Below are 24,734 nucleotides of genomic sequence, written 5' to 3' on the forward strand. Positions count from 1 at the left end.
GCCGGCGGACTGGCAGAGGCGGAGCCTGGGCTAGCGGTACGGGGCCGGCGACGTCAGCGGAGCTGAATGCCACCGGCGGTGACCGCATCGACGAGCCCGCCGCTGGCCAGCGTCTCGGCGAGGGTGGTGATGTCGTCGGCCATGTAGCGGTCGTGGTCCAGGGTGGGCACGAACGACCGCACGTACTCGTAGGCCAGCCGCGAGGACGGGCTGAGCCGGTCGGCGCAGGCGTGCAGGTCGACCGCCTGCGCCGCGGCGAGCAGCTCCACGGCCAGGATGACCGTGTTGTTCTGCAGCACACGGCGCGCGTTGCGGGCCGAGATCAGGCCCATGCTGACCACGTCCTGGTTGTCACCGTTGGACGGGACGCTCTGGGTGCTGGCCGGGGCGATCGTCCTGTTCTCGGCCACCAGGGCGGTGGCCGGGTACTGCGCCCCGGCGAAGCCGCTGTTGAGGCCGGGTTCGGCGGCCACCAGGAACTCCGGCAGCCCGTCGCTGAGGTGCCGGTTGAGCAACCGGTTGGTGCGCCGTTCGGAGAACACCCCGAGCTGGGTCAGGGCGATGGTGACGAAGTCCATGGCGAACGCGACCGGCTGGCCGTGGAAGTTCGCACCGTGGAAGACCTCCTGGCCCTCGAAGAACAGCGGGTTGTCGTTGGAGGAGTTCAGCTCGGTGCGCAGCGTACGCTCGGCGTGGTACAGCGTGTCGCGTACGGCGCCGACGACCTGCGGAATCGCGCGCAGCGTGTACGCCTTCTGCATGTAGACCTCGGTCCGGGCGACGTTGCCGTTGCCGCCGGTGTCGTGGCGCTGCTGCTGCGCCTGCTCGCGCAGGTCGGCGTGCCCCACGGCGAGGCCGGTGTCGCGCATCAGCGCCCGCATGTTGGCGGCCGTGTCGATCTGGCCCTGGTGCGGCCGGGCGATGTCGTGGCCCTCGGGCAGGAACGGGCTGGTCGACCCACGCATCGTCTCGACCACCAGGGCCGCGATGATCTCGGCCTGCCGGACCTGGTCGAGCCCTCGACCGACGACGAGCGCGCCGAGGCCGGTCATCGCCGAGGTGCCGTTGATGAGGGCGAGCCCTTCCTTGAACCGCAGCCGCAGCGGCTCGATGCCCAGCTCGCGGAGTACCTCACCGGTGGGGACCCGCATGCCGTCGCGCAACACGTACCCCTCGCCGATCAGCGTGACGGCGATGTGGGACAGCGGGGCCAGGTCGCCGCTCGCGCCGAGTGAGCCGATCTCGGGGATCATCGGCGTGATGCCGGAGTTGAGGTACAGCGCGAGCCGTTCCAGCAGCTCGGGGCGCACCGCCGAGTAGCCCTTCGCCAGGGCGTTGAGCCGGGCCGCGACGATGGCCCGGGCCTCGGCCTCGCCGAAGTGCGGGCCGACGCCGGCGCAGTGGCTGCGCACCAGGTTGGTCTGCAGCTCGGTCTCCTTGGCGGCGTCGACCTGCATGTAGACCATCTCGCCGTAACCGGTGGTGACCCCGTAGATCGGGGTGTTCTGCCGCGCGATGTCCTCGAACAGCCTGCGGCTCGCGGCCGCCTTGGCCAGGGCCTGCGGGGCGACGACACACGGCATCCGGTCCTCGGCGACCCGGCGGATGGTCCCGAGGTCCAGCGATTCACCGTCGAAGGCTACGGCTATAGCTTGTGCAAGCGTGGTCACTGTTGGTCACCTCATCATGAAGGGTTTGGGGACGGCTGAAGATGGGGGAGGCGGTCGGAGGCTTCTCGGGACGGTGCGCGGTTCGCCCGCCCGGACGGTGCGACGCCGCGCCGCGGAGGGCCGCATCGGAGCACGCGGGCGGGCGCGCCCGGTCAGGTCGGGTTCGCCACCGACCTCCGCGGGGCCCGTCACGGCGGGTGCCGGTCGGGTGTCGCGGCCAGGGCGGCGTCGATGGCGGCCGCCAGGTCGGTCAGAGTCGGGTTGACGGCCAGGTCCCACAGGGCGACGCCGACCCCGAAGTGGTCGCGGATCGACGCGGCCAGCCGCGGCAGCAGGAGCGAATGCCCGCCGAGGCCGACGAAGGTGTCCTCCCCCATCACCTCGTGGCAGCCGAGCAGCCGGCGCCAGACCGCGCCAAGCACGACCTCGGTGGTGCTTGGCGGACGGCGCTCGGCGCGGTCCGCGACCTCGGTGGGCTTCGGCAGGCGGCGCCGATCGACCTTCCCGCCCGGCGTGCGCGGAAGGCTGTCGACGGTCCGGAACGACAGCGGCAGCTTGACCCGGCCGAACCGGCGCCGCAGGTGCGTACGCCACACGTTCGCGGTCGCCGGCGGCGCGCCCGGTACCGTCCGGGGGACCACGTAGGCCACCATCCGGGTGACCAGGCCCTCCTGGTCACTGAGTGGCAGCACCGCGCAGCCGGCGACCGACTCGTGCTCGGCCAGGGCGGCCTCGATGTCGTCCAGCTCCAGTCGCCGGCCGAAGAACTTGATCTGCAGGTCCGTGCGGCCGCGGAACTCCAGCGCGCCGTCCCACCGCCGCCGGGCGCGGTCTCCGGTGCGGTAGTACGGACCGGGCCCGATGCCGAATCCGTCAGGCGACAGCTCGTCGGGGAACAGGTGCGGCGGCCGGGCCTCGACACCGACGTAGCCGGGGGTCACGAAGGGGCTGCGGATGACCAGGTCGCCAGTCACCCCGGCCGGGCACGGCCGGCCCGCCTCATCCAGGACAACCACGTGCCGCCCCGGGATGGACCGCCCGATCGGCACCGTGCCGACCACGTCGCCGGTAACCTCGTGCCAGGTGGCCAGGATCGTCTCGGTAGGCCCGTAGAGGTTCACCAGCCGGATCGACGGCAGAAGCGCCCGCAGGTGGTTGGCGAGCGCACCGGGCAACGGTTCGCCGGCCAGCAGCAGCACCCGCAGGTGCGGCAACGCGGCGCCGGCTGTCAGCACCCGGCGGATCTCCCGGGCGAAGCTCGGCACCGTCTGGAACACGGTGACCCGCTCGGCGGCGAGCCAGGCGACCATCTTGTCCGGATTGCCGCGGATGCCCTCGGGTACGGGGCAGAGGGTGGCGCCGGCGGTGAGGGCGGCGAACACCTCCATGAGGCTCGCGTCGTACCCCGGCGCCGACCACTGTGCGACGCGGCTGTCCGGACCGATGCCGAACTCGCCGGCGAACCATCGGGTGAACTGGGCCAACGCGGCGTGGGACTGCACGATGCCCTTCGGCACACCGGTAGAGCCGGAGGTGTAGGCGACGTAGGCCGGCGCGGCGGGGTCGATGGCGGGCCGCAAGGCTGGGCCCGTCCCGTCCCCGCGCACGTCGGCAAGGTCGAGGACCGTGCCGCCGCACTCGTCGCGGTACCACGCCGCGAACCCGTCGTCGGCGGTCCCGTCCACGCCGGCCGGGGCGGTGCTGACGAGCAGGCACAGGGGCCGCAGCCCTCCCAGCACGGCACGGTCACGCTCACCGGAGTCGTCGGCGCCGAGGCAGACCAGGTACGCGCCGGTCTGCAGCACGGCGAGCGCGGCTACGGCGAACGAGGGGCTCGGGGTGATCCGCACCGCGACCGCCACGCCGTCGAGCCGGTCGGCACCGGCGACCTTCCGCAGCACCGCCGCTGCCGCACCGGCGCGCTGCCAGAGTTCACGGTACGTCACCGCCGCCGACGACCAGGCCACGGCGGGTGCGTCCGGGCTGCGACGGGCGAGCCCGGCGACGATGTCGTGTACCGGCGTGACGGCGCCGTCCTCGACCCGGTCGGCGTCGCGGACCGCGGCCAGCAGCTCGTCGTGCCGCTCCAGCGGGATCGTGTCGATCGGGTCGTCGAGCCGCTCCGTGGCGGCCTCGACGAAGGTGCGCAGCTGCGCGGCGATGCGCGCCGCGGAGGCATGGTCGAACATGTCGGTGCGGTACCGCACCGAGCCGGCCACAGACGGCTCGCACCGGTGGATCCGCAGGGACAGGTCGGCCTGCACGGTGGCGTTGTCCAGCGGGACGGGCAGCCCTCGCGCGCTGCCCAGGTCGAGCGGCGCCTCCGGCCCGTCATGGCAGACGAAGACCGCGTCGTACAACGGAGGGCGGCGCGGGTCGCGGTCCGCGCCGGCCAGCCGCACGACGTGGTCGAACGGCAGCATGCGGTACCGCAGTCCCTCGTGCACCTGTCGCTGCACAGTCTCCAGCAGCTGCCGGAACGTCGGCACGTCCCGGAACTCGACGGCGACCACCATCGGGTTGTCGAACGGGCCGATCGCGGCGCGGGTGGCCTCGGTGCGGGTCGTGGCCGGCATGGCGATCGCGACCCGGGCGGAGCGGTCGTAGCGGTGCAGCAGCGCGTGGAAGGCGGCGAGGAACACGACCCGCCGGTCAACACCGACGGCGGTGGCCGCCCGGGTCACCCGCCCGGCGACCTCCGGCGGCCAGTCGAAGCGCGCGCCCCCGCTCCGCGGTGCCGGGCCCTGCGGACGGCCACGGTCCACGGGCAGGTCCAGCGGGCCGGCGGCCGGATCGAGCGCGGACACCCAGTCCGGTGTCCGCTGCCCGGCCGATCGGACGAGGGCCTGGCGTTCGGCGGCGGCGACGGCGCGGTACTGCACGACGTCGTCCGTGCCGTCCTGGTCCGTGCCGTCGACGGCCGCGACGTACGCCGCGGCGAGGTCCCGCGCGATGATGCCGACAGACGCCTCGTCGCAGATCATGGCGTCGGCGACGAGGAGCAGCCGTGCGCGGGTGTCGGTGAGCACGAGCACCCTGATGCTGATCAGCCCGGTGGCCGGGTCGAACGGCGTCCCCATCCAGCCGGCCACGAGCTGATCGGCGGCCTCCTCCGAGTCGGGCCACGGCCACAGGGCTCGCGCGTCGACGACCCGCAGCGCGGCGTCGGCGTCCGGCCGGACGACGGGCACCGGGCAGCCGTCGACCTCGCGGTACACGGTGCGCAAGATCTCGTGACGGCCGGACACGACGGCCCATGCCCGCCGCACCGCGGCGAGGTCCAGCGGACCGACGACGACGTACTGACGGCAGCGGTTCTGCTCGGCCGACTCCGGCACGAGCCTGTGCAGGTACCACGAGCGGTCCTGGGCGGACGACGTCACGAGGGTCTCGTACTCGGTGCGACGGACGTTCACGGTACCTTCCTCGCCGGCGTCGTGCCGTAGGCGGCCGGGCTCAGCTGCGGGCGGAGTACTTCAGGCGGACCTGCTCCTGCAGCGAGGCCAGGGTCGGGTCGTCGAACAGGTCGTCGACCTCGATGCCGACGCCCAGCTCGTCTTTGAGACGGGTGGCGATCAGCACCGCCGAGATGGACTGGCCGCCGAGGTCGAGGAAGGTCTGTTCACTGGCGCCCGGCGGCACGCCGAGCGCCCCGCACCAGATCTGCTCGACGGTGCTGTTGATGGCCTGGGCGACGTCCTCGGTGGTATCGCCGGACATGACGGTGCTCCTCTCGTTCGTGCGCTGAGGGATCCGGCGCTGGCGGCCGGGAGGAAACCACGGGCGGTCGGGCGGCTCGACGGTCAGCGGCCGGCGAACCCGGGCAGGGCCGCATCGGGGTCGGCGACGAGCGCGGTGACCGTACGGCAGAAGTCCGTCACCATCGCCCCGGCGGTGACCGAGTCGTACCGGTTGCTGTTGACGGCGAGGCTGCCGACCGTGTCGCCGCCGGCCATGATGCTCAGCGTCCACAGGGCGCCGTCGGGAACGTCGCCCCCGACCGGCGCCGAGATGTCGCGACGGATCTCGGTGAAGGTGAGGTCACCGACGGTGGTGCCCGTGTCGGAGAAGAGCGTGCGCTCCACCTGGAACACGAACAGGGTCCGGTCGTCGCGGGCCAGGGACGCGGCCACCTCCGGGCTGTCCTGCACGACCTGGCCGAAGAGCAGTTCGTGTTTGTACGCGCCGAGGCACGCGGCCCGGGCCCGCAGGATCGCCTCACGGAACGAGGCACACCCGGCCAGCCGTACCCGCAGCGGCAGGCAGTTGAAGAAGGAGCCGACCGATTCCTGGAACCGCTGTGGTCCCCGACCCAGCGAGAACGTCGGCACCGTGATGTCGTCCTGCCCGTAGCCGCGCTGTACGACCGCGCTGTAGGCGGCCAGCAGCACGATGAATGGCGTACTGCGGGTCTGCCGGGCCAGCGTCAGCACCGACGTGGTGGTCTCGGCGGAGAGCGTGAACCGGTGCCACGACGACGCCTTCGGCAGGCCGGCGGAGCGTGGCCAGTCGGTCGGCAGCGCGAGCAGTTGCGCGCCGTCCAGCGTGCTCTTCCAGTACTCGCGGTCTGCGTCCTCGGCCACCAACTCCTGCTGGTACCGCGCGAACTCGGCGTACTGGGCGACTTCCGGCAGCTCCGGCACGTCGAAGTCGGACGACGCCGCGTAGAGGTTGGCCACGTCACGCATGAGGATCTGCAGGGACCAGGCGTCCACGGCCGAATGATGCGCCTGTAGCACCAGGACGGCATCGTCTGGGGCGAAACGGATCAGCACGGCACGCAGCAACGGCAGGTCGTGGAGGGGGAACGGGCCCGCCTCGACCTCGTTGAGTGCCCACTGGGCCCGCAGGTCGCGCAGCGACTCCTGCGGCTCCGGCCGGTCGAGCACCTCCAGCCGGACCCGGCCGGGCGGGCAGATGCGCTGGTGGGGCCGCTCGGCGTCGCGGACGATCACGGTACGCAGCGCCTCGTGCCGGATCACCACGCCGTCGAGCGCGGCCTGCAGGTTCGCCACGTCGACCGCGCCACGAACCCGCCAGCCGGCGGCGATGTGGTAGTGGGGCCCGAACGGGCCGGCTTCCTCGCCCTGGTTGAACATGAACAGGAACTGCTGGTGGGCCGACAGCGGGGCGACCGCCGACAGCTCGGCGGCTGTTTCGGGCGTACGGCTAATGGTCATGCCGCCGGGCCTCCGTCTATGAAGGGGATTCGGCCGCTCGCGCGTCGCGCTCCGCGGCCGATCGGGTGGCGGCCGGCGCCGCACACCTCAATGACGATGCCAGGTTAACCAGCGGATCGGCGGCGGCTCTTCTCTCACATTGCCCAGTCGACGCGTAACCACATTCGAGCAAGCAGGGTGCGGTTCCGGAAACGCGGACGCGGAGCGTCACTGGGAGCTTTGCGGTAGGAGCGTGGAACACCCCTCGGCCAGCGCACGAGGTTCGCGGCCTTCGCCGCCCGAATCAACTGGCACCGGCTGAGGATGTGGCCGACGGCGGCATCTGCGCACGCTGGAAGTCGGACCGCACGCGCCCGGCGTTATAGACAGATGCAATGACCGAGACCGAGTTGCCGATGCGCACCGCCACGCCGCAGGACTGGGACCTCATCGCGCAACTGCTCACCGTCAATTACCACAATCCGTCCGGTGAGTTGTTCCGCGAGCGGTTCCGGCCCATCTTCGAGGCAGACCGTTCACTGGTCATCACCGATGACGACCTCATCATCGGTCATATCTCGGCCCGCACCCGAGACCTGAGTGTCCCGGGTGCGGTCGTGCCCGCCGCGCACATTACGCTCGCCGCGGTGGCCGCCACCCATCGTCGCCGGGGGCTGATGACCCGGCTGTTCTGTCAGGAACTGCGTGACACCCGGGCGGCTGGCGAGCCGCTAGCGATCTTTTGGCCGAGCGAGGGGCGCATCTATCCGCGCTATGGCTGCGGCCTGGCGACACAGCGTCTCAGCCTGGAGATCGAGACCGGCGAGCTGAGCCTGCCACAGCAACGGGTACCCGGGAGGCTGCGCACGGGCGCGCCGCACAGCCTGCTCACCACGCTGGCCAAGGTGTACGACGAGGTCCGCGGCGGCCGACCGGGCTTCTCCAGCCGCAGCGCCGTGGACTGGGCGCACGTCCTCGATGACAGCCCATCGATTCGTGGCGGCGCCGGGGAACGGATCTGCGTGTTCCACGAGGTCGACGGCGTCGTCGACGGCTACGCCCTGTGGCGCACGAGCTTCAACTGGACGCCGACCGGACCGGCTTGCGAGGTGCGGGTCGACGAAGTCGTGGCCCGGGACAGCGACGCGTATCTGGCGCTGTGGAGGTTCCTGCTGTCGATCGATCTGACGCGGACGGTGCACTACGAGTTCGCCGCCATCGACGAGCCGCTACTGCATCTGGCCAGCGAGCCCAATCGCCTGGGCGCCCGCGTGGTCGACGCGTTGTGGGCCCGTATCGTGCACGTGGACGCCGCGCTGGCGGCCCGCCGATATCGCACCCCAGTCGACCTTGTCTTCGACGTCACCGACAGCGTGATCCCGGAGAACGCTGGCCGCTGGCGGCTCACCGGCGGTCCGACCGCCGCCCGGTGCGTCGCCACCGACGAAGCGGCCGACCTCGGCTGCGATATCCGCGACCTGAGCTCCGCCTACCTGGGTGGGCCGAGTCTGGGTGCACTCGCCACAGCCGGACGGGTTCGCGAGCTGCGCCCGGGGGCGCTGTTCGAGGCCTCGACGGCATTCGGCTGGCACCTCGCCCCAGTCGGTCCGGAGATCTACTGATGCCGGTCCGGTGCTAGCCACGCAACTGCGCACGTGGCGAGATGCCTGATATGCCCACCGGCGGCCAACCTGTTCGCATGGCCTCAGCAGACATCGTCGTGGACGTATGGTTCGCCGACTACCCGTTCCGTACCTATCAGGGGACCTCGTTCCTCCAGCCGCTGCGCGACCAGGCGGCGGCGTTCGAGCAGCGGCATCCCGGCTGCCGGATCTCCGTACGGGGTGTCGACTTCTGGGACATGGCACAGGAGGTCTCCGAGGCCGTCGAGCAGGGACGGGCACCGGACGTGGCTGGCTACTACGCCTCGGACACCCGCATGGCGCTGGACACCCGGACACCGGACGGGCGCCCGCGGTACGTCAGCGTCACCGAGGCCCTGGCCGGCCGGGACCGCGTTCTCGGCGAGGCCGTCGTCCTCGACGACCTCGAACCGGCGGTGCGCTCCTACTACACCCGCAGCGGCGAGCTGCTCTGCGTGCCGCTCTCGGCGACCACCACGGTGCTGTACAGCAATCTGACGCTCCTGCGCCTCGCCGGGATCGCCGAACCGCCGCGTACCTGGCGCGAGCTGCGGACCGCCTGCGAGGCGGTACGCGCCCTGCCCGGCGGTCACGCGACCGGGGCCACCTGGGCCAACCACGGATGGCTGTTCCAGCAGGCGGTCGCCCAGCAGGGCGGCCTGCTGGCCGACCACGACAACGGACGCGCCGGTACCGCCCGCACCGTCGACCTGGCCTCCGCGGCGATGCTGGCCTGGGTCAGCTGGTGGCGGCAGTTGCACGCCGACGGGCTGTTCCACTACAGCGGCACGCCCGATGACTGGGAAGGCTGCTTCGGCGCGTTCGCCGGTCAGCAGGTCGCGTTCCTGATCAGCTCGTCGAAGTCGGCCGAGGAACTGGTCGGGGCGGGCCGCGAGGCCGGGTTCGAGGTCGCTGTCAGCGCCATGCCGCACAACGACGACGTGCCGTACGCCGGGAACTTCGTCTCCGGTGACGCGCTCTGGCTCGCCGACGGGCCGAACCGGGTCAAGCGCGACCACGCGCTCGCGTTCGTGCTGTCACTGCTGCAGCCGTCAGCGGTCGCCGCCTGGCACCGCAGCAACGGCTTCCTGCCGGTCACGGGTGCCGGGCAGCGGCTGCTCGAGGCCGAGGGCTGGTTCGCGCGGCATCCGCACCACCGCGCTGCGGTGGAGCAGCTACGCCGGTCGGACGGGTCGCCCGCGGCGCTCGGACCGATCATCGGCAGGCTCACCCGCATCGACGACGTTCTCGCCGCCGCGATGCACGACGTCCTGGTGCACGACGCGGACCCCGCGCAACGCTTCGCCGCGGCCACGGCGACCGCGCAGCAGATCGTGGACGATCACATCCGCGTACTGTCCACAACGGCCTGAGCGACTGATCGCTTCAGCGTGCACGAAGAGCCGCCTCGTTGCGTCACCCGCTTTGAACACGCGGCCGACCAACAGGGCCCCCGGGACGGGGACGGGCAGTCAGGGGTGGGGCCGGTCAGGCCGCTCGGCGGCGGCGCAGCAGGTCGGCGGCCAGGCTGACCGCGGTGGTCCCGCTGGCCGTGCCGACGAGGACCAGGAGGGCCCCGACCGCCCACAGGCCGCTGGCGTCGTTCGCCGCGGCGTGCCCCGACCAGGCGGCGGTGAAGGCCACCGTCATCACCGGAGCCACCAGCCAGGGGCGCAACCTGCGACCAGCGACGGCGGCGACCAGGACCAGGGTGAGCACGCAGCCGGCCACCTGCCAGACCGAGTACGGACCGGTGGTCGAGCCGGTGACCGGATCGGTCCGGTACCCGGTGTTCCAGCCCAGCCAGGCTGCCCAGGTGGCGACCGTGACGGCCGCGAGGGCCAGGGCGCTGAGGAGGGTGCGGCTGCGAGTCGTGTCGTTCACGCCATCATCCTTGCCGCCGCCGGTCAGCCGGGCATGAGCCCACGTACTCACCGTCCCCTGTGGTGGCCGTCGCATCGTGACCGGTCGGCATAGACGCGGCGGGCTGCCTCGGGTAGCCACTTCTTTGTGGGTACTTGGCGGCGGCCGACGCGCCCGGCGAAGCTGTCACGGGCGGCCGGTTACCGCGGTTTCGCCGACGAGACGAGGGTGGTGATGGCTCAGGAGACCTGTTCGGCCTCGGCGAGCATCGCCAGGCGACGATGGCCCCATTCGGAGAGGGGAGCCACCGCCTCGGCGAGGTCGCGACCGAACGCGGTGAGGGAGTACTCGGTTTTCAGGGGCAGCACGTCGTGCGCTTCCCGGTGCACCAGTCCGTCGGCTTCCATCTCGCGCAACGCCTGGGTCAGCACCTTCTCGGTGAGGCCCGGCAGTTGCCGGCGCAGTTGTCCGGGCCGTTGCGGCCCGGATTCCAGCAGCCAGAGCAGGGTGGTCTTCCACTTGCCGTCGATCACGGCGATGGCGGCGGTCACTCCGCAGACGTTGGGGTCCTGGGCACGGCTGCGCACCATGTTCGTCCTATCCACTCTGTTCGTTCCGCTTCAGATCTCAGTGAGGAGTGCCGCATGTCCTCGTATCCCGACAATTCTGTCACCGTGCTCGGCCTGGGGCCGATGGGACGGTCTTTGGCCGGCGCGTTCCTGGACGCCGGGCTGCGGACCACGGTCTGGAACCGCACCCCGGGCCGGGACCGGGGGTTGGTCGAGCGCGGCGCGATCGGCGCCCGATCCGCCGAGGAGGCGGTGTCCGCGAGCGGACTCACCGTCGTCTGCGTGGTGAACTACGACGCCTCGGACGCGATCCTGCGCCGTGACCCTGTCACCGACGCCCTCAAGGGGCGCACGGTGGTGAACCTGACCGCCGACACTCCCGACCGGGCCCGGGACACCGCGGACTGGGCGGCCCGGCACGGTATCGGATACCTGGACGGTGCGATCATGACCCCGACCAGCACCATCGGTACGCCGGCGGCGGTGTTCATCCACAGCGGCCCGAAGGACCGCTACGAGGAGCACCGATCGGTGCTGGACGCGCTGGGCGGCACCCACACCTACCTGGGCGAGGAGATCGGCCGGGCAGCGGCGTACGACATCGCCCTGCTCGACATCTTCTGGACCTCCATGGCGGGCTACGCGCACGCGCTGGCTGTGGCGAAGGCGGAAGGCATCTCCGCCCGGGAACTGGCGCCCTTCGCCAAGGGCATCGGCTCGATTCTCCCTCCGCTGTTCGAGGAGCTGGCGCAGGACGTGGAGAGCGGCAGCTACTCCGGCGAGGACAACCCGATCACCTCGGCGGCATCGTCCATGGCCCACATCATCCACGCCTCAGAGGTGCACGGCATCGACGCGGGCGTGATGCGCGCGGCCGAGGGCATGGCCCGCCGCGTCATCGGGCTGGGCCACGGCGCGGACGGGTTCATCCGGATCGCCGAGGTCCTCGGCCGACGCTGAGCCGATTTCGGAGGTCAGCACGCTGCGGAGGCTCAACCGGACCTGCGGGCACCCGACGACAGGTGCTGACTGTTATCCTCGCGTAGCCCATCGTGCTGGTGCAGGCGTGATCGTTCCTGCCGGTTCGGTGGTGGCCGGTGATCCGCCGCGCGGGTTAGGATCCGGCGCGGCATCGGGGCGGTAGCTCAGCCGGTTAGAGCAGGGGACTCATAATCCCTCGGTCGCGGGTTCGAGTCCCGCCCGCCCCACCAACAGCATGCGAGCTGGGAGAACGTGCAACGGCCGGGCGGTACGCGAGCCGTCTTAGCAGTAGGCGGCGCGAGCTCGGAGAGCGTGCTTACCCCAGCCGAGCGAGCGTGCTCGTGCGGTGACGGTCGAGCGTTCCAAGAGATGCGGCGATCGGCCTGATCGGCTACCACTCGGGCTCAGGTCCCGCGCACCCGGTCTCGGGGCACGGCGCCGGTGGTGCACGCACGCCGGCGGGCAGCTCGTCGGTAAGCAGCTGGCACCTGACTGAGCTCGGCGGCAGAGTGCGCGTCAAGGGCTCAAAGCTCGTGGCGATGAGGGCCCAGTCCAGCATGGTGCGGACTCCGGCGCGCCGAGTGGCCCGTTCTGAAACCCCTCGGTATTCAGCGTTGCTATCTACCGGTACCTAGTGTTACCGTCTACCGGTACTCAGCGACGCTGAATAGGCGAGGAGATGAGCCCCATGGGCAACCAGATGACGGAGATGCTGAAGGGCACTCTCGAGGGCATCGTCCTGGCGATCCTGGCCCGCAGGCCCGCGTACGGCTACGAGATCACCGCGTGGCTGCGGGACCGGGGATTCTCGGACATCGCGGAAGGCACCATCTACGCGCTGCTCGTCCGCGTCGAGCAGCGCGGGTTCGTGGACGTGAAGAAGGTCCCGTCCGAGAAGGGTCCCCCGCGGAAGGTGTATTCGCTCAACGCGAAGGGGCGGGACCAGCTCGCCGAGTTCTGGAGGACGTGGACGGTCCTCGCCGAACGCATCGAGCAACTTCACCACACCGACAACCGGCACCACGAAGGAGCATGAGCATGGCCGCGAAGTGGATCGAGACGCTGGTCGGATCGCTCGAGCAGAAGAAGCAGTACCGGCAGCACATGGCCCGGATGAGGGCCCTGCCGGAGCCCTATCGCAGCGCCGCGAAGGCGCTTCACCGGTACTTCATGTATCAGGGAGGGATCCTTGACGGCGACACGCTCATCACGATGTTCGGCGACTTCGTCGACCTCTGGGAGCGTGCGGCCGCCGACAGAACGCCGGTCCGCGCGATCGTCGGGGACGACCCGGCCGAGTTCGCCGAGACGTTCCTGCAGGCGTACTCCGGCAAGCAGTGGATAGACAAGGAACGCGCGCGCCTCAGGGCGGCGATCGACGCCGCCGCCGGTGACGACGGCGAGGAGAAGGGGGCATGACCACCATGACGCGCGAACCGGCGATCAGGGTCCAGGCCATCACGAAGTCCTACAAGGACCTGCACGTGTTGCGGGGTGTCGACTTCGAGGTGGCAGCCGGAAGCATCTTCGCTCTGCTCGGCTCGAACGGCGCCGGAAAGACCACGCTGGTGCGGATCCTGTCGACGTTGCTGAGAGCGAACACCGGCACCGCAACCGTGCACGGATTCGACGTCTCCTCGGCCCCGGGTGACGTACGCAGGTCGATCAGCCTGACCGGCCAGTTCGCCGCAGTCGATGAAGTGCTCACCGGCTGGGAGAACCTCGTCCTGGTCGCGAAGCTCCGCCACCTGAAGAACCCGGGTGCGATCGCCGACGAGATGCTCGCCCGCTTCTCACTCACCGACGCGGGCAGCCGCCGGGCGGCGACATATTCGGGCGGCATGCGTCGGCGGCTTGACATCGCGATGAGCCTGGTCGGCAACCCGCCGGTCGTCTTCCTCGACGAGCCGACCACCGGCCTCGACCCGCAGGCCCGCATCGAGGTGTGGCAGACGGTGAAGCGGCTCGCCAAGGACGGCACGACCATCCTGCTGACAACCCAGTACCTCGACGAGGCCGAGCACCTCGCCGACCGGATCGCGATCCTGCACAAGGGCACGATCATCCAGAGCGGCACCCTCGCCGAACTGAAGCAGCTACTCCCGTCCGCCAAGGTCGAGTACGTGCAGAAGCAGCCGACCCTCGAGGACGTCTTTCTGGCCCTGGTCGGCGACGACACAGTGCCCGCAGGAGAGGAACCCCGATGACCACCCACGTCCTCAGCGACACCGGAACCCTCACCGGCCGCTCCCTGCGCCACATCCTGCGCAGCCCGGACACCATCATCACCACAGCGGTCACCCCGGTCGCGCTGATGCTGCTTTTTGTGTACGTGCTGGGCGGCGCCATCAACACCGGATCTGACAATTCGTACATCAACTACATGCTCCCGGGAATCCTGCTCATCACGATCGCATCCGGCATCGCCTACACGGCTTACCGTCTGTTCCTCGACATGCAGGGCGGCATCTTCGAGCGCTTCCAGTCGATGCCGATCCCACGACCGTCCGTGCTGTGGGCGCATGTGCTGACCTCACTCGTCGCCAACCTGGCCTCGATCGCGATCGTCACCGGCGTCGCGCTGATCATGGGCTTCCGCACCGGCGCCTCCGTAGCTGACTGGCTCGCGGTCGCCGGCATCCTGATCCTGTTCACCCTCGCCCTGACCTGGATCGCCGTGATCGCGGGACTGTCCGCCAAGACCGTCGACGGCGCGAGCGCCTTCAGCTACCCGCTGATCTTCCTGCCGTTCGTCAGCTCGGCGTTCGTACCCACCGACTCGATGCCCGCCCCGGTCGCGTGGTTCGCCGAGAACCAGCCGGTGACGTCCATCGTGAACACCATCCGCGCGCTGTTCGCGCAGGAACCCGTCGGCAACGACATCTGGATCGCCCTCGCCTGGTGCGCCGGCATCCTCGTGGCCGCCTACGCCGCCGCGACAGCGATCTACCGCAAGAAGATCAGCTAGCTGATCGCACGAAGACAGCGCCGCATCCGCATGGATACGGCGCTGTCCCCTGGTACGTGACCGTTCCGGCCGGAGGGTGACAGCGAGAAACCCGCCGACCTGGGCCGACGGTTTGGTGTGGAGCTGAGCTCCCCCGTTTGGACTCGAACCAAAAACCTGCCGGTTAACAGCCGGCTGCTCTGCCAATTGAGCTACGGGGGACCGTATGCCGCCCTGCTCCGGATCTCTCCGGCGCTCGGCGACGGCACAAGAGTACAGGATTCCCCGGGGGTTCGGTCCAGGGGGTTACTCCTCCGCCTACGCCAGCCGGGCGGTCGACTCCGGTCGCCCGAGCCTGTGGTGTCCCGGCAGCCAAGACACCCCGTCTCGCGGCACCCGGGACCGGCACCTCGGCAGCGCGGGCACGCCAGCCGGGGTGGCGGGGTCGCCGCGCCGAACTAATAATACGGACAAATCGCCATCCCGGCACCACCAGGTATGAGCACGGAGCAGGATGGGTAGTTAGCTGCCGACAGAGGACGCAGGCGCGAACAGGTCGGTCCCCGGTCCGGGTGAGCCGGGCAGGGATCGGCGGAGCGTCAGGAACGGAAGGAGCCGCCATGCGCGGAAAGATCATGTTTCTTGGCGGGCTGGCTGCGGGCTTCGTCCTGGGCGCCCGTGCCGGCCGGGAGAAGTACGAGGAGCTGGTCGTCCGCGGCCGTAAGGTGCTCGACCACCCGACCGTGCAGGAGGCGGCCGGGGTCGCGCAGGCCCAGGCGACCCGGCTCTACTCGGAGGGCAAGGACAAGCTCGGCCAGTCCAAGCTGGGCGAGAAGTTGAGCGGCAACGGCAGCAAGCCGGGGCTCACCGCGGCGGACGAAACCTTCGCCGGCACCCCGGCCACCGTCGGCGCCAAGTCGGGCAGCAGCTCCACCAGCCCGACCAACGCCACCAGCTCGTCGAGCACCACCCCGAAGCCCAAGGCCCCCGGCTCGGGCGCCAACGGCAGCATCGCCTGATTCGCGTACGTCCGTCGGGCCGGTCACCGCAGGGTGACCGGCCCGACGTGCGTGGGCGCACGTACGACGAGGGCCGCGGTTCGGGCGGGCCCGGCCGGCCGTCGCCGCACCCGGATCGTCATCCGGCCTGCTCCTCGGGGGCGGGCAGCGCGGCCCGGACCAGCCAACCGCCGTCGGGGCACGGGCCGGCGGCGAGGGTGCCACCGAACGTCTCGGCCCGCTCCCGCAGTCCGACGAGGCCGTGCCCGCCCTCCGCCCGGAGCCCGGCGGCCCCGAGGGGCGGCGTCGGCCGGGACACGCCGCCGTCGCGGACCTCGACGGTGACGCCGTCGGGGTCGTACCGGAGGCGGACCACGACGGCCGCTCCGGGCGCGTACCGGTCGGCGTCGGCCAGCGACACCTCGATGATCCGGTACGCCGTCTCGTCCACGGCGACGGGCAGTGGCCGGGGCTGGCCGGCGACCGTCCACCGCACCGGCCGCCCGCTGCCGCCGGCCTCGACCAGGGCGTCCAGCCGGGTGAGGCTGGGCGTCGGCGGTGCCCCGGTGCCAGCGGGGCGACCCCGGCCCCGCAGGACGGTGTACGCGGCGACCGCCACGACGAGCACGAAGGGCCCCCACGCGAGCGCGGTGAACTGCCCGAGCAGCACCGCGCCGACGGCCACGACGAGCACCGGCAGCGGGTACCGGTGACGCAGTGCCACCGCGGCGCAGCCGACGACGGCGAGCAGCACCGCTCCGGCGGTCGACAGGCCCCGGGATGCGCCACCGGACAGGCCCACCGGCAGCAGGCTGACCAGCAGCAGCGCGGTGGCCAGCAGCGCGTCGGACAGCGCCGGACGGGCCCGCGCGACCCGGCGCCATCGCCCGAGGTCTCCCATCCGGCCACGGTACGGCAGCCGACCCGCCACCGGGCCGGCGCACCGCGGGTACGACCGGCGCCCGCTCGGGTGCACGTCCGGGAGGGTCAGCGTTTCCCGGGCGCGTTGCGCTTCTTGCGAAGCTTGCGGTCGTCGCGCAGCTCCACGTAGGGCTCCTCCTCCGCCGGGTGGCCGAGGAGGATGGCCCGACTGCGCTCCAACTCCGCGTCGAACTCCGCGCCCAGCAGGATGGCGATGTTGCTCAGCCAGAGCCACACCAGGAAGATGATCACGCCGGCGAGCGCCCCGTAGGTCTTGTTGTACGACCCGAGGTTGCTGACGTAGAGGGCGAAGAGACCGGAGATCACCAGCCAGATCACCACGGCCAGCAGGCCGCCCGGGCTGACCCAGCGGAAGCCGCCGTGCCGGGCGTTCGGCGAGGCCCAGTACAGGATCGCGAACATCAGGCTGACCAGGACCAGCAGCACCGGCCACTTGGCGACGTTCCACACCGCAACGGCGGTGGGGCCGACGCCGATCGCGCTGCCGGCCTGCTCGGCGAAGCCACCGGTGAAGACCACGATCACCGCGCTGGCCAGCAGCAGCACCCCGATCACCGCGGTCACCCCGAGCCGGATCGGCAGCGTCTTCCAGATCGGCCTGCCCTCCGGCACGTCGTAGATGGCGTTCGAGGCGCGCATGAAGGCGGCGATGTAGCCGGAGGCGGACCAGAAGGCCGCCAGCAGCCCCACGATCGCGGCGAGGCTGGCCAGCCCGCCGGACGCGCCCGCCTGGTCGATCGCGCCCTCGATGATCCGGCGGATGTTCTCCTCCGGCACCGCCTGGTTGACGGTGTCCCGTACCCCGGTGGTGGCCCGGTCGCCGAGCAGGCCGAGCAGGGAGATCAGCACCAGTACGCCCGGGAAGATGGAGAGCACGCCGTAGTAGGTCAGCGCGGCGGCCCAGTCGACCAGGCTGTCGTCGCGGAACTCCCGGACCGTACGCCGCGCCGCCGCCGTCCACCCGCTGCCGGGCAGGTCGGTCGGGGCCGGCCGGTCGTCACGGGTGCGGTCGCGCCCACCCCGGGCGGACGGGTCGTCGGAGGCCATGTGCCCCTCCTCGTGGTCGGTGGTGTCCTCGACATGCCCGGGGAGGGCCGACCGTTAACCCGTCAGCGGTAGAGCAGGCCCGCCATCCGCCGGGCCGCCACGGTCAGCCCGACCGAGGTCAACGCCAGCAGGTAGAGCACGTCGGGCAGCACCGGCCAGCCGCCGCCGTCCACGCAGACGCCCCGGAGCAGGTGCACCGCCCGGTAGAGCGGGGTCACCTCGACCAGCCAGCGCAGCACCGCCGGGTACGCCTCGGCGGGCACGAAGGTGCCGGAGAAGAGGAAGAGAACGAACTGCGCCGACCCCATCAGGTCGAAGTCCTGCCAACTACGCATGAAGGTGGAGAGCGCCATGCCGGCCGCCCCGAACGCGAAGCCGGCCAGCACCGCCGCGGGGAACGCGACGAGTGCGCGCCCGGCGGTGGTGAGGCCCATGGCCACCATCACCGCGAGGAACGCCGCCGAGTACGCCGAGCCGCGCACCATCGCCCAGGTCAGCTCGCCGAGGGCGATCTCGAACGGCCGCACCGGGGTGGCGATGATCCCGTCGTAGAGCTTCTGGTATTTGAACTTGCCGAAGAAGTTGAAGGTGGTCTCGGCGAGCGCCCCGTTCATCGCGGACGAGGCGAGCATGGCCGGAGCGACGAAGACTGCGTACTCCACCACCCGGCCGTCGGGCAGGGTCATGCCGTCGATCAGCTGGCCCACCCCGACGCCGATCGAGAAGAGGTAGAGCACCGGCTCGACGAACCCGGACACGAGCAGCAGCGAGTAGACCCACTTCAGCGCCGCCACGTTCCGCTCGACCATCGAGGCGGAGCGACGGGTGGTGGCGGCGATGCCGAGCAGCCGAGGCAGGACGAGGGTGACCATGGACGGCTCCTAGACCACGAGCCGGCGACGGAACAGGCGGACGGCCAGCGCCGCGCCACCCACCGCCCAGACGGCGAGATAGAGCAGGTGCCCGGCGACCGACCAGTGCGGCGGCACGCCCAGCGTGGCCGCCCGGCACAGGTCGACGGCGTGCCAGAGCGGGGTCGCGTACGCCAGGTGACGCAGGCCGTCGGGAAGTGACTCGGCCGGGAAGAAGACACCGGCGAAGAGCGTCATCGGGATGACCGCGAACCGGAAGAGCATGGCCAGCCAACTGTCGCTGGACACGGCGGCGGCGTACCCGAAGGTGGGCGCGGCCACCGCCAAACCGAGCAGCGCCACCACCGGCAGGGTGAGCACCGCCCAGACCGAGACCACCGCCCCGAACAGCGCAGTCACCAGCAGGAACACCGCACTGGCGGTGACCGCTCGCACCAGCACGAAGGCGAGGTGACCGGCGACGATGTCGCCGGCCCGCAACGGCGCGGCGTTCTGCGCGGTGTACGTCCTGGTCCACTGGAAGTTGCCGAACACCGGGAAGGTCGACTCGGCGATCGCCACCTGCATGGCAGTGGAGGCGAGCAGCCCCGGCACGATCCACTCCAGGTAGGGCACCCCGTCGACGCCCTGGTCGACGTAACCGCCGACGCCGAAACCGAAGCCCAGCACGGTCAGGGTCGGCAGCAGGAAGGACGAGAAGACGCCGGAGCGCCAGGTGCGGCGGTAGCCGGTCAGGTGGTAGGCGAGCACCGCCACCGCCGGCACCCGGGGCAACCCCGGTCGCGCCCGCTGCGTCACGCTCACCTCGACTCCCCCCGCCGTCGCGCACCCCGTCTTCCTACCGGCCGGGTACGACAGAACAGGCCCACCCTACGGTCGCCCGCCGGGGGTGTCGCGGCCTTTACCGGCCCGCGACCCGGCCCGTCCGGGCCGCGCGGAGCAGGGCTAGCAGGGCGTACGCCCAGAGCAGCAGGCCCGCGCCGGTGCCGACGACCAGCCCGGGCGGAGTCGGGGAGACGAACCCGACGACCAGCCCGGCCAGGGCGAGCAGGCACATCGCCACCCCGAGCGGCACCAGCAGCCGGTCCCGGAGCACCGGGGCGAGCGGCGGGAAGTGCGCGCCCACCACCGCGCAGACCAGGACGGGGACGTACTCTGCCCGCCCCAGGGCGGCGAGCAGCACGGCGCCGAGCACCGCCACGGCGAACTCGACGGCGACGATGACGAGGTACCGCCGGTCGGCCCGCCGGTCGCGGGGCACCGCGGCACCGGCGCGACCCGCCCGCAGCGCCAGGGCCGCGCCGCCGAACGCGGTCAGCAGCGCCCCGCCGCTGGCCACCACGAGCAGGGTGCGCAGCGGCGACTCGGCCGCCGGCACACTGAACCAGATCGTCGCGAAGACACCGAGATAGAGCGCGGTGAGACCCGCCTGCCGCCGTGCGCGAACATCCATCGTGGCCCTCCCCCGTTTCGGCCGCCGATGCTACGCCCCGGTGCCGCAGGCGCGGTCAGTCGACCAGCGTACGACCGGTGAGGTGCAGGAAGACGTCCTCCAGGCTGCTGCGCCGGACCAGGACGGCGGCGGGGGTGAGCCCGCGCGCCTCGACCTGGGCGAGGGCGGCGTCCCCGTCGGCGACGTAGAGCAGGACCCGGTCGGGTAGCACCTCGATCCGTTCCCCCAGCCCGTCCAGCTTGCCGGCGAACGCCTCCTGCGAATCCGCCGCGAAGCGCAGCTCCACCACCTCGCGGGTGGAGTGCCGTTCGATGAGCGCGCGGGGCGAGCCCTCGGCGACGATCCGCCCGCCGTCCATCACCACCAACCGGTCGCAGAGTTGCTCGGCCTCGTCCATGTAGTGGGTGGTCAGCACGAGGGTGACGCCCTGCTGCTTGAGCCGGAACAGCCGCTCCCACACCAGGTGGCGGGCCTGCGGGTCGAGCCCGGTGGTCGGCTCGTCGAGCAGCACTATGTCGGGCTCGTTGACCAGCGCGCGGGCGATGGTCAGGCGGCGTTTCATCCCGCCGGACAGCGGCTCGACCTTGCTGTCGGCCCGTTCGGTGAGCTGGACGAAGTCGAGCAGCTCGGCGGCGCGCTCGCGGGCGGCGCCGCGGGGGACGCCGAAGTAGCGGGCGTAGGTGGTCAGGTTCTCCCGGACGGTCAGGTCCGGGTCCAGATTGTCGAGCTGGGGGCAGACGCCCAGGCGGCCACGGATGGCGGGGCCGTCCCGCACCGGGTCCATCCCGAGGATGCGCAGCTCGCCCCCGCTGGGTGGGGAGATGCAGCCGATCATGCGCATGGTGGAGGACTTGCCGGCGCCGTTCGGGCCGAGGAAGCCGAAGGCCTCGCCGGGAAGGACGTCCACGTCGATGCCGGCGACGGCGGTGAAGTCGCCGAACCGTTTCACCAACCCGCGCGCCCGGATGAGTGGTGCCGTACTGGTCACCGGCCGACCGTACCGGCGACCTCCGACAGCCGCGACGCCTTTCGACATCCGCCACAACCGGCACGGAGCTCGACACGTACCGTGACGTCAGCTACAGAGCGTGCCTGGCCGTGTCGAGATCTTTCCTCACCGTCCGCCACCCGCGCCACCGTCGGCCGGACCGGCAATCCACCACCATCATGGACGGATCACTTCCACCCGCCGGCCACTCTGCCCGTTTGTCAACCTATCCGTTCACCATTCTTGGGAAACGACGCCTAATAGATGTGTCTCTGCGTGATTCGCAGCCCACCTTCATCACCGAGCGCAATCACAATGAGCAATGTTCCCTGGGGTGGGCAATTCGCGTATCGTGCCCCCTCGTGTCGTCCGTACGTTCGCCCGATGGTCCCGTTCCGCCACCGCCGCAGCCCGGATCGGGCGGCCGGGGCGCCACGGTGGACGGCGCACCCGCGCCCGCCGACGACCCGCCACCCGATCCGACCCGCCCGGACGCCTCCGACCCGCACGATCTCGCCGCCCGGTTCGAGGACGAGAAACCCGGGCGGGATCTCAGCGGACCCGCGGGACTGCTGGTCACCGGCACGGCGGTGGCGGTCGCCCTGTTCGCGCTCGGGCAGGTCTTCGCCCCGCTGCCGCAGGGCAGCAAGTACTACCTGATCATTTTCCTCGCCGGCGTACTGCCACTGGTTTTCCTCGCGTACCCGGCGGATCTGCCCCTGCCGTGGCGGCGTCGCATGACCACCAGCGGCACGCGACCCACCGCGACCGACTGGGTCCTGGCCGCGGCGGCCCTGGTCTGCTGCCTCTACCCGGTGCTACCGGTCTCCCTGCCCGGCGGTGGCGGCGGCTACGACGCCTTCCTCGACCGGCAGGCGCTGCTCTCCCCGCTCGACGTGGCCATGGGCAGCGTGCTGCTGCTCCTGCTGCTGGAGGCGTGCCGGCGCACCACCGGCTGGATCCTGCCCGCCGTCTGCCTGCTCTTCCTCGGCTACGGCTACTACGGTGGGCTGCTGCCGCAGTCCTGGCCGGTGGCGCACGCCGGGATCGACTTCGCCCAACTGGTCGACGCGTTCTACAACTCCGACAGCGGCTTCTACGGCACCCCGCTCGACGTCGCGGCCACATACATCGTGCTGTTCACCGTCTACGGCGCGGTGCTCGACCTCTCCGGCGCGGGCCGCTTCTTCGTGGACCTCTCCGCCGCCGCCTTCCGGCGCTCCCGCACGGCCGCCGGCCGCACCGCCGTCGCCTCCGGCTTCCTGCTCGGCACCGTCTCCGGATCGGGCGCGGCCACCACCGTCAGCATCGGCGCGGTCACCTGGCCCGTCCTGCGCCGGGCCGGATACCCGCCCGAGCGCGCCGGCGGGATGCTCGCCGCCGCCGGCGTCGGCGCGATCCTCTCCCCGCCCACCCTCGGCGCGGCGGCATTCATCATCGCCGAGTACCTGGGCGTGTCGTACCTGCGGGTACTCGGCTGGGCGACCGTCCCGACGATCCTCTACTACCTCGGCATCCTGCTCTCCGTGGAGATCGACGCCCGCCGCTCCGGGGTGCGGCCGGTGGCCATCGACGCCGCCTCACCCTGGCGGCTGCTCGGCAGGTTCGGCTACCACTTCCTCTCCCTCCTGGTGATCACCGGTTTGCTCGCTCTCGGCTTCTCCGCGACCAGGGCGGTGGTGGGCGCCATCGTGCTCGCCGCCGCCCTGTCCTTCCTGGACCGGCGCCACCGGCTCACCCCGGCCCGGATGGTCGGCGCGCTCGCCGCCGGGGTACGCGGAGTGCTCGCGGTCAGCGCGGTCTGCGCCGCCGCCGGCGTCATCACCGCCACCACGACCAAGACCGGCCTCGGCCCGCAGGCCGCCGCCCTGCTGATCGGCGGGGCCAAGGCGGTCAGCGCCGAACCGGCGGTGGTGCTGGCGTTGACCGCGCTGCTCGCCGCCGTCGCGCTCAGCCTGCTCGGGCTGGCGGTGCCGGTCACCGCCTCCTTCGTGATCGGCTGGGTGATCATCGGCCCGGCCCTGCTCGACCTGGGCGTGGCCGCCCCCGCCGCGGCCATGTTCGTCTTCTACTTCGCGGTGCTGTCCGAGGTCTCGCCGCCGACCGCGCTGGCGGCGGTCGCCGCCGCCGCGGTCACCGGTGGGCGGCTCGTGCCGACCATGTGGCAGACCCTGCGGTACGCCCTTCCGGCCTACCTGATCCCGCTCGCCTTCGTGGTCACCCCGACCGGGCTCGGGCTGCTCGGAATCGGTGGCGCCGGGCGGATCGCGGTGGCCGGGGCGGTCTGCGCGTCGAGCGTCGCGGTGCTGGCCGTCGCGGCGGGCGGCTGGCTGCCCGGCGTCGGGCCGGCCGGCACACCGGAGCGGATCCTCGGCGCGCTCGCCGGGTTGACGCTGCTCTGGCTCGAACCCGTACCCGTCACCGTCGGCGCGACCCTGGCCGTCGCCGCGGTGGCGGGTGTGGCGGTACGACGCGGCGCGACGGGCCGGACCGGCGTGCCACGACCAGTCCCATCCGGACATCCTGGGGAGGAGATCTCATGAGGCGAACCACCATGCGAACAGCCGTGGGCGTGGGGGCGCTGGCCCTCGTCGTGGCGGGCACCGCCGGCTGCGGGGGCCGTCAGGACAGCGCGACGAAGGACGACGCCACCAGGGAGGTCACCTGCGAGGTCACCGAGAACACCCGGGTCGGCATCGCCACCGGCAACGCCACCGGCGTCTACTACGTGGTCGGCAGCGCCCTCGCCGGTCAGCTCGCCGCCACCACCGGCGGCAAGCTGACCGGCACCGCCGCCGAGACCGGGGCCTCGGTGCAGAACATCGAGCAGCTCGTCGGCGGCCAGTACGACGTCGCCTTCTCGCTGTTCGACACCGCCGTCAACGCCGTACAGGGCAAGGGCACCTTCACCGCCCCGCAACCGGTCGAGGCGCTGGCCCGCATCTACGACAACTACACGCAGGTGGTGGTCCGAGCTGACGCGGGCATCAACTCCGTGGCCGACATGAAGGGCAAGAAGATCTCCACCGGTTCGCCGAAGTCCGGCACCGAGGTCATCGCCAACCGGTTGCTCACCGCCGCCGGTCTGGACCCGGCGAAGGACATCCAGGCACAGCGTCTCGACCTGGCCAAGACCGTCGACGGGATCAAGGACGGCAGCGTCGACGGGTTCTTCTGGTCCGGCGGCGTGCCCACCGGCGGAGTGACCGACCTGTTCACCACGGCCGGCGACAAGGTGAAGTTCATCGACATCAGCCCGCTGCTGCCGAAGATGACCGAGCTGAACCCGGCCTACCAGGCCGGCACCATCAAGGCGGACGCGTACCGGACCGCCACGGACGTCCCGACCATCGTCGTACCGAACGTGCTGCTGGTCCGCAAGGACCTCGACGCGAACGTCGCCTGCGCCATCACCCGGACCGTCTTCGAGAAGCAGGAGGCGCTGGGCCAGGCCAACCCGGCGGCGAAGGGCATCACCCTGGACAACGCCCGCAAGACCGACCCCGTACCGCTGCACCGGGGTGCGGCCGAGGCCCTGCGGGACCTCGGCGCGAGCTGACCCGCACGCCGGGTCCGGGCCGAGGCCGCCCGGACCCGGCGCT

Annotated in this window: 22 protein-coding genes and 2 tRNA genes; 11 read left to right on the top strand and 13 right to left on the bottom strand. The window is 71.4% G+C overall.

Translation table 11 applies throughout. The features are described 5' to 3' along the window. Window positions 1-53: 53 nt before the first annotated feature. The 4 genes from cmdF to E1165_RS07125 all read right to left on the bottom strand — a co-directional run bounded on the left by cmdF (window position 54) and on the right by E1165_RS07125 (window position 6,850). Window positions 54-1,670 carry a tyrosine 2,3-aminomutase gene (gene cmdF, locus E1165_RS07110; RefSeq protein ID WP_132388950.1) on the bottom strand — a complete coding sequence of 539 codons (1,617 nt, stop codon included), beginning with the start codon at window positions 1,668-1,670 and terminating at the stop codon, window positions 54-56. Window positions 1,671-1,858: 188 nt separating this feature from the next. Next, on the bottom strand, window positions 1,859-5,086 hold the full coding sequence (locus tag E1165_RS07115) for an AMP-binding protein (protein ID WP_132388952.1): 3,228 nt from the start codon (window positions 5,084-5,086) through the stop codon (window positions 1,859-1,861). A gap of 40 nt (window positions 5,087-5,126) precedes the next feature. Next, entirely contained in the window at window positions 5,127-5,390 is a 264-nt protein-coding gene (locus E1165_RS07120) for an acyl carrier protein (protein WP_132388954.1), read from the bottom strand. Between the two features lie 83 nt (window positions 5,391-5,473). Next, window positions 5,474-6,850 (bottom strand): condensation domain-containing protein, encoded by a 1,377-nt coding sequence (locus E1165_RS07125; RefSeq protein ID WP_132388956.1) that lies wholly within the window; start codon window positions 6,848-6,850, stop codon window positions 5,474-5,476. Between the two features lie 374 nt (window positions 6,851-7,224). On the opposite strand from E1165_RS07125, the gene E1165_RS07130 reads away from it, so the two are divergent. Next, the gene (locus tag E1165_RS07130; protein WP_132388958.1) at window positions 7,225-8,451 is read left to right on the top strand and encodes a GNAT family N-acetyltransferase; all 1,227 of its coding nucleotides are present in this window, start codon (window positions 7,225-7,227) and stop codon (window positions 8,449-8,451) included. Window positions 8,452-8,528: 77 nt separating this feature from the next. Further along, a complete protein-coding gene (locus E1165_RS07135; protein WP_165945160.1) occupies window positions 8,529-9,845 on the top strand; it encodes an extracellular solute-binding protein in 1,317 nt (438 codons plus the stop codon). Between the two features lie 115 nt (window positions 9,846-9,960). On the opposite strand, the gene E1165_RS07140 is transcribed toward E1165_RS07135, so the two are convergent. Together E1165_RS07140 and E1165_RS07145 are read right to left on the bottom strand one after the other, a co-directional pair. Continuing rightward, complete coding sequence (locus E1165_RS07140; protein WP_132388962.1) at window positions 9,961-10,356, bottom strand: hypothetical protein; 396 nt, start codon at window positions 10,354-10,356, stop codon at window positions 9,961-9,963. A gap of 218 nt (window positions 10,357-10,574) precedes the next feature. Beyond that, on the bottom strand, window positions 10,575-10,886 hold the full coding sequence (locus E1165_RS07145; protein ID WP_243704630.1) for a helix-turn-helix domain-containing protein: 312 nt from the start codon (window positions 10,884-10,886) through the stop codon (window positions 10,575-10,577). 93 nt (window positions 10,887-10,979) lie between these two features. Here E1165_RS07145 and E1165_RS07150 point away from each other — a divergent pair, with 93 nt between their 5' ends. The 6 genes from E1165_RS07150 (at window position 10,980) to E1165_RS07175 (ending at window position 14,853) form a co-directional block, all read left to right on the top strand. Continuing rightward, the gene (locus tag E1165_RS07150; RefSeq protein ID WP_132388966.1) at window positions 10,980-11,864 is read left to right on the top strand and encodes an NAD(P)-dependent oxidoreductase; all 885 of its coding nucleotides are present in this window, start codon (window positions 10,980-10,982) and stop codon (window positions 11,862-11,864) included. Between the two features lie 174 nt (window positions 11,865-12,038). After that, window positions 12,039-12,115, top strand: a tRNA-Ile gene (locus tag E1165_RS07155). 458 nt (window positions 12,116-12,573) lie between these two features. Then, window positions 12,574-12,921 (top strand): PadR family transcriptional regulator, encoded by a 348-nt coding sequence (locus E1165_RS07160; RefSeq protein WP_132388968.1) that lies wholly within the window; start codon window positions 12,574-12,576, stop codon window positions 12,919-12,921. Between the two features lie 2 nt (window positions 12,922-12,923). After that, window positions 12,924-13,304, top strand: coding sequence for a DUF1048 domain-containing protein (locus E1165_RS07165; RefSeq protein WP_132388970.1), 381 nt, complete (start codon window positions 12,924-12,926; stop codon window positions 13,302-13,304). Further along, on the top strand, window positions 13,301-14,092 hold the full coding sequence (locus E1165_RS07170) for an ABC transporter ATP-binding protein (protein ID WP_132388972.1): 792 nt from the start codon (window positions 13,301-13,303) through the stop codon (window positions 14,090-14,092). Before E1165_RS07165 ends, E1165_RS07170 begins: the two co-directional genes overlap by 4 nt. Further along, the gene (locus tag E1165_RS07175; RefSeq protein ID WP_132388974.1) at window positions 14,089-14,853 is read left to right on the top strand and encodes an ABC transporter permease; all 765 of its coding nucleotides are present in this window, start codon (window positions 14,089-14,091) and stop codon (window positions 14,851-14,853) included. Before E1165_RS07170 ends, E1165_RS07175 begins: the two co-directional genes overlap by 4 nt. Before the next feature lie 128 nt (window positions 14,854-14,981). Here E1165_RS07175 and E1165_RS07180 read toward each other — a convergent pair. After that, a tRNA-Asn gene (locus E1165_RS07180) sits at window positions 14,982-15,054 on the bottom strand. 398 nt (window positions 15,055-15,452) lie between these two features. On the opposite strand from E1165_RS07180, the gene E1165_RS07185 reads away from it, so the two are divergent. Continuing rightward, window positions 15,453-15,851: a hypothetical protein gene (locus tag E1165_RS07185; protein ID WP_132388976.1), complete on the top strand. Its 399-nt coding sequence runs from the start codon at window positions 15,453-15,455 to the stop codon at window positions 15,849-15,851. A 118-nt stretch (window positions 15,852-15,969) separates the two neighbouring features. Here the strand turns inward: E1165_RS07185 and E1165_RS07190 are convergent, their stop codons facing one another. From E1165_RS07190 to E1165_RS07215, 6 genes are all read right to left on the bottom strand, one after another. After that, window positions 15,970-16,731: a sensor histidine kinase gene (locus E1165_RS07190; protein ID WP_132388978.1), complete on the bottom strand. Its 762-nt coding sequence runs from the start codon at window positions 16,729-16,731 to the stop codon at window positions 15,970-15,972. Window positions 16,732-16,817: 86 nt separating this feature from the next. After that, window positions 16,818-17,819 carry a YihY/virulence factor BrkB family protein gene (locus E1165_RS07195; RefSeq protein ID WP_132388980.1) on the bottom strand — a complete coding sequence of 334 codons (1,002 nt, stop codon included), beginning with the start codon at window positions 17,817-17,819 and terminating at the stop codon, window positions 16,818-16,820. Between the two features lie 62 nt (window positions 17,820-17,881). Beyond that, a complete protein-coding gene (locus E1165_RS07200) occupies window positions 17,882-18,691 on the bottom strand; it encodes an ABC transporter permease (RefSeq protein ID WP_132388982.1) in 810 nt (269 codons plus the stop codon). A gap of 9 nt (window positions 18,692-18,700) precedes the next feature. After that, the gene (locus E1165_RS07205) at window positions 18,701-19,495 is read right to left on the bottom strand and encodes an ABC transporter permease (RefSeq protein WP_243704631.1); all 795 of its coding nucleotides are present in this window, start codon (window positions 19,493-19,495) and stop codon (window positions 18,701-18,703) included. Between the two features lie 97 nt (window positions 19,496-19,592). Beyond that, on the bottom strand, window positions 19,593-20,144 hold the full coding sequence (locus tag E1165_RS07210) for a hypothetical protein (protein WP_132388984.1): 552 nt from the start codon (window positions 20,142-20,144) through the stop codon (window positions 19,593-19,595). 55 nt (window positions 20,145-20,199) lie between these two features. Then, window positions 20,200-21,132, bottom strand: coding sequence for an ABC transporter ATP-binding protein (locus E1165_RS07215; RefSeq protein WP_132388986.1), 933 nt, complete (start codon window positions 21,130-21,132; stop codon window positions 20,200-20,202). Window positions 21,133-21,569: 437 nt separating this feature from the next. Here E1165_RS07215 and E1165_RS07220 point away from each other — a divergent pair, with 437 nt between their 5' ends. Both E1165_RS07220 and E1165_RS07225 read left to right on the top strand, forming a co-directional pair. Further along, window positions 21,570-23,675 (top strand): TRAP transporter fused permease subunit, encoded by a 2,106-nt coding sequence (locus E1165_RS07220; RefSeq protein WP_132388988.1) that lies wholly within the window; start codon window positions 21,570-21,572, stop codon window positions 23,673-23,675. Next, complete coding sequence (locus tag E1165_RS07225; RefSeq protein WP_132388990.1) at window positions 23,672-24,691, top strand: TAXI family TRAP transporter solute-binding subunit; 1,020 nt, start codon at window positions 23,672-23,674, stop codon at window positions 24,689-24,691. Before E1165_RS07220 ends, E1165_RS07225 begins: the two co-directional genes overlap by 4 nt. Window positions 24,692-24,734 lie beyond the last annotated feature (43 nt).

This window comes from Micromonospora sp. KC723, from assembly GCF_004348595.1.
In the GTDB taxonomy this organism is placed as follows: Bacteria; Actinomycetota; Actinomycetes; order Mycobacteriales; family Micromonosporaceae; genus Micromonospora.

What these genes read in the sequence shown, in the direction of transcription:
- E1165_RS07120 (WP_132388954.1), bottom strand. Translation starts at nt 5,390, where the DNA reads ATGTCCGGCGATACCACCGAGGACGTCGCCCAGGCCATCAACAGCACC.
- E1165_RS07125 (WP_132388956.1), bottom strand. Translation starts at nt 6,850, where the DNA reads ATGACCATTAGCCGTACGCCCGAAACAGCCGCCGAGCTGTCGGCGGTC.
- E1165_RS07130 (WP_132388958.1), top strand. Translation starts at nt 7,225, where the DNA reads ATGACCGAGACCGAGTTGCCGATGCGCACCGCCACGCCGCAGGACTGG.
- E1165_RS07135 (WP_165945160.1), top strand. Translation starts at nt 8,529, where the DNA reads ATGGCCTCAGCAGACATCGTCGTGGACGTATGGTTCGCCGACTACCCG.
- E1165_RS07150 (WP_132388966.1), top strand. Translation starts at nt 10,980, where the DNA reads ATGTCCTCGTATCCCGACAATTCTGTCACCGTGCTCGGCCTGGGGCCG.
- E1165_RS07160 (WP_132388968.1), top strand. Translation starts at nt 12,574, where the DNA reads ATGGGCAACCAGATGACGGAGATGCTGAAGGGCACTCTCGAGGGCATC.
- E1165_RS07165 (WP_132388970.1), top strand. Translation starts at nt 12,924, where the DNA reads ATGGCCGCGAAGTGGATCGAGACGCTGGTCGGATCGCTCGAGCAGAAG.
- E1165_RS07170 (WP_132388972.1), top strand. Translation starts at nt 13,301, where the DNA reads ATGACCACCATGACGCGCGAACCGGCGATCAGGGTCCAGGCCATCACG.
- E1165_RS07175 (WP_132388974.1), top strand. Translation starts at nt 14,089, where the DNA reads ATGACCACCCACGTCCTCAGCGACACCGGAACCCTCACCGGCCGCTCC.
- E1165_RS07185 (WP_132388976.1), top strand. Translation starts at nt 15,453, where the DNA reads ATGCGCGGAAAGATCATGTTTCTTGGCGGGCTGGCTGCGGGCTTCGTC.
- E1165_RS07190 (WP_132388978.1), bottom strand. Translation starts at nt 16,731, where the DNA reads ATGGGAGACCTCGGGCGATGGCGCCGGGTCGCGCGGGCCCGTCCGGCG.
- E1165_RS07195 (WP_132388980.1), bottom strand. Translation starts at nt 17,819, where the DNA reads ATGGCCTCCGACGACCCGTCCGCCCGGGGTGGGCGCGACCGCACCCGT.
- E1165_RS07200 (WP_132388982.1), bottom strand. Translation starts at nt 18,691, where the DNA reads ATGGTCACCCTCGTCCTGCCTCGGCTGCTCGGCATCGCCGCCACCACC.
- E1165_RS07210 (WP_132388984.1), bottom strand. Translation starts at nt 20,144, where the DNA reads ATGGATGTTCGCGCACGGCGGCAGGCGGGTCTCACCGCGCTCTATCTC.
- E1165_RS07225 (WP_132388990.1), top strand. Translation starts at nt 23,672, where the DNA reads ATGAGGCGAACCACCATGCGAACAGCCGTGGGCGTGGGGGCGCTGGCC.